The organism is Microbacterium sp. ZOR0019 (assembly GCF_000800925.1).
Taxonomy (GTDB): Bacteria; Actinomycetota; Actinomycetes; order Actinomycetales; family Microbacteriaceae; genus Microbacterium; species Microbacterium aurugineum.
In genome coordinates this window covers 1-3250 of record NZ_JRKC01000106.1, presented here as the reverse complement: position 1 = coordinate 3250, position 3250 = coordinate 1, and the positions used below count along the sequence as shown (strand labels likewise).

The window sequence follows — 3250 nt, the reverse complement described above, 5'->3', positions numbered from 1 at the left end:
CACGAGGGGGTCGCTCCCCTCGTGCCGGGCCCCGGAGGGCCCGGCGGTGGCGTTTACAGGCCGCGGGGGCCGCCGTGTGCTGCTGCCCAGTGCCAGGCGGCGAGGATGAACGGGGCGAGGTCGTCGGCGGCGCTCTCCCCCGTCGTGTCGCGCTGCCACCCTCCCGACAGGAGCCGGTGCGAGATCTCCCACTGCCAGGCGATCGGCTCGCGCGTCTCATCGTCCGCAGGCTTGTCGCACTGCTCGGTGATCGCGAAGCGCTGCCTGCCGTCGAGGCTGTAGAGGACGACGTGCCCGGCCCCGAATTCCTCGGGATCCTCGAACTCCTGGAAGAGGTCGGGGTAGGTTGCCGTGAGCTGGTCCAGCTCGAGCCCCATTGCGGCGGCCGGGGTGCGGTGGTGGGCGTCCTCCTCGTCGTCGTCGCCGCGGCTGTGGAAGTTGATCCACTCGGCAGCGGACGCGGGGCGGCCGTGCGTGCGCAGCAGGCGCGCGAGGGCGTCGGCCTCGGTGCACGTGAGCTTGGTCGCCAGGTCGGCGGACAGTCCGCCGCTCCACGCCTCCAGGAACTCGCTGAGGGCGCTGGCTTCGGTCGCGGTCTGAACGTTCATGCGGGTTACCTCCATTAGTGGGATTAGTACTATTAGGGGCGGCCAGTGTGGTCCCGGCCGCCCCGGGTGGCTAGTCGATGCTGGCGGTGAGGATCCGGCGCATCTGGTCTTCGGTGAGGCCGACGTGCTCGCCGTCGTCGGTGTAGCCGAGGAAGAGGGCGGGGCCTGCGATGTAGTCGCCGGGGAGGAAGCGGCCGCCGAGCATGAGGGCGGTCACGGTGCCGCGGTCGTTCGGCTGCGCTCCGGTGAGCTTGCCTTCCTCGTCGAAGATCACATCGATGTGGCCGGGAAGCTCGAACGTCTCGATGGTGCGCACGTCGAGGGCCGCGTACATGGCGTGCAGCAAGCTGCCCTCGGGGGTGGCTTCGAGCTGGCAGACCGTCAGGGTGCCGTCTTCGTCGATGCGGATTGCGGTGAGTTGGCTCACAGGACTACCTCCATTAGTGGGATTAGTACTATTTACACGCGGGGCTTCGGTTGTGGTGATGTCGTGGTGACTCACCTGGGCGATGATGACGCCCGCTTCGCTGGCGATCGTGTATCCGGTCACGGTTCCCTCGTCTCTCTCTACCCCTAATAGTACTATTGCCGCCCTTAAGAGTCAAGCGGCAATAGTACTATTCAGGTGGGTTAGGCGGCGACGCTCTCGGCCTCGGTCGGGGCCAGGGCCTCGGCGAGGGTGTGCGCGGCTTTCAGGACTCGTGCCGCGGTGTCCTTGATGACGTCGGATTCTGCGCGCTCGGCCCATCCGGCGACGTAGCCGACGCTGTAGGCGCTACTGTCGAGCCCGAGGATCCCGGCGAGCACGTAGGCGACGCTCTCGGCCTCGACCTCGTAGCGGCCGCGGTGGGCGACATACTCGGCCGGGTCGTCGTCGATGTGCCCGAGGGCGATATGTGCGGCCTCGTGCAGGGCCGTCTTGGCCTGCTGTGCCGGGTCGAGCTGGTCGCTGATGACGACGCGCACGGGTTCGCCGGTCTCGGCGTCTGCGGGGCTCGTGTAGCCATTGACGCCTGCGCGGGTGCTGCCGAACTCGACCGGCACGCCTGCCGCGGTCAGGTGGTCAACGACGCGGGCGAGGATCCCGGCGTCATCGGCTCCGGTCAGCTCATGCGCGACGGTCGAGACGTCCTCAGCTCCCTCGGCAAGCTCGGTCTGCGAGATATCGAACACGGACACGGGGAAGAACACTCGACGTCGCCCGTCTTCGGTCTTCTCGCCCTCTTCCTCGGCGTCGTCGTCGCTGACGCGAACGGTTCCAGTCCCGATGATCCGCATCCCGCGCTCACCCTTGCGGACCTGGCGTCCCTTGGCCTGCCAGGCGCGGTATCCGGCGACGGCGGACGCCTCGGGGCACTGCCACCAAATCAACATGACGTTGGCGAAGCTGTAGCGGTGGAAGCTCGTGCAGAACCGCAGGTACGCCGCCCAGCGCTCGGAGCTGCGCAGCTCCTCGACGGCCTCGCCGAGCTGGTCGTGCAGGGCCTCCATCTCGGCGCGCCGCTGCTCCGGGCTCTTGCTGCTCTTGATCTTGCGTGCCATCTCGCTACCTCCATTAGTGGGATTAGTACTATTCGGGTGTTGTTCCTGCCCACCCCCTCCACGTTTTTTTGCCGTGAAGGCACGAATAGTGCCGGCAGGCCAGAGGATCGCCGCGCAAGGGGACCGTGGAATACCGGACTGAGCGGAGCGAGGGAGGATATGCCGCGAAAGCCCCTTGCGTGAAGAGCCGGCGGCCGTATGCTGCCGAAGGCTTCACGGCGAAAAAATGGGGGAGCGCCCGTCAGGGCGCGACCAAGCTGCGGCCGCGCTTGCGCGGTCGTCGACCACGGCACGCAGTGCCGCTGCGGAGCGCGAGGGCGCAGCTCTCGCCGGGAGGCCGCCGGCCGACCAGGCAGGGCTTTTCGGCTCGGCCGTCCCCATTGTCGGGCGGGCGCGTGCGGCCGTCCACACTGGGGGCGGGGGAGTCCTCGTGGCGTTGTCCATCAGGTGGGCGGCGGAGGCCCGGCGAATCGCCGGAGTCCGTCCACGTGTGGTCAACGCCACTCCGCGCCGGTCAGGCGCGCGGGCCTCGGATCCAGGTGAGCGCGCGGGCGATGATCCCGCCGGCAGCCGCGGGCGCGGGTTCCTCGGGCTCGGGATCCGGTGTGCGTCCGGCGTCGTCGCTGTGCCGGCTGGATGCGTCGTCGAGCAAGCGGGCGATGCCGCGCACGGTGTCCGGTGTGGGCCGGCCGAGCACGCGAGCGCAGCCGAGGTTGCCATGGTTGCGGATCAGTGCGGCGCGGAGTTCGTCTTCGGCTGCTTGGTACTCGCGGAGCGCGTCGTCGTCGGGGAAGTCCCAGAGGCGGTGATCGAGGTTGCCGACGCTGCCGTAGGCGGCTGCCGGGGCGGTCTGGTCGTCGCTCATGCCGACCACGGTACCGGCGCAGGCCGGCGGTTGCGCAAACCCTCTTCGAGGCGATAACGTAAATAACACATAACAACGTTATTCACGTTCTTGAGGAGTTGGCATGGGTGAGCAGCAGACGTCGCAGCAGAGGGCCGAGGCGGCAGCGGAGGCGCTGGCGGCCGAGGGGAGCCCGGTGACGGCGCGCACAGTGCGTCAGCGCGCCCGTGTCGACATGGGCGCGGCGGCGGCCGCG

General features: G+C 68.7%; 4 protein-coding genes. All 4 read right to left on the bottom strand.

What is annotated here, in order from left to right; genetic code table 11:
- Nucleotides 1–53 precede the first annotated feature (53 nt).
- The 4 genes from L978_RS17995 to L978_RS17980 all read right to left on the bottom strand — a co-directional run bounded on the left by L978_RS17995 (nt 54) and on the right by L978_RS17980 (nt 3015).
- The gene (locus L978_RS17995; RefSeq protein ID WP_047524857.1) at nt 54–608 is read right to left on the bottom strand and encodes a hypothetical protein; all 555 of its coding nucleotides are present in this window, start codon (nt 606–608) and stop codon (nt 54–56) included.
- A 70-nt stretch (nt 609–678) separates the two neighbouring features.
- On the bottom strand, nt 679–1035 hold the full coding sequence (locus L978_RS17990; protein WP_047524856.1) for a DUF3846 domain-containing protein: 357 nt from the start codon (nt 1033–1035) through the stop codon (nt 679–681).
- A 203-nt stretch (nt 1036–1238) separates the two neighbouring features.
- The gene (locus L978_RS17985) at nt 1239–2150 is read right to left on the bottom strand and encodes an ArdC-like ssDNA-binding domain-containing protein (protein ID WP_047524855.1); all 912 of its coding nucleotides are present in this window, start codon (nt 2148–2150) and stop codon (nt 1239–1241) included.
- A 514-nt stretch (nt 2151–2664) separates the two neighbouring features.
- Nucleotides 2665–3015 (bottom strand): hypothetical protein, encoded by a 351-nt coding sequence (locus L978_RS17980; protein ID WP_156118329.1) that lies wholly within the window; start codon nt 3013–3015, stop codon nt 2665–2667.
- Between the last annotated feature and the right edge of the window lie 235 nt (nt 3016–3250).

Bases quoted from the DNA above. Each gene is read 5' to 3' on its own strand.
- L978_RS17995 (WP_047524857.1), bottom strand. From the start codon at position 608: ATGAACGTTCAGACCGCGACCGAAGCCAGCGCCCTCAGCGAGTTCCTG.
- L978_RS17985 (WP_047524855.1), bottom strand. From the start codon at position 2,150: ATGGCACGCAAGATCAAGAGCAGCAAGAGCCCGGAGCAGCGGCGCGCC.
- L978_RS17980 (WP_156118329.1), bottom strand. From the start codon at position 3,015: ATGAGCGACGACCAGACCGCCCCGGCAGCCGCCTACGGCAGCGTCGGC.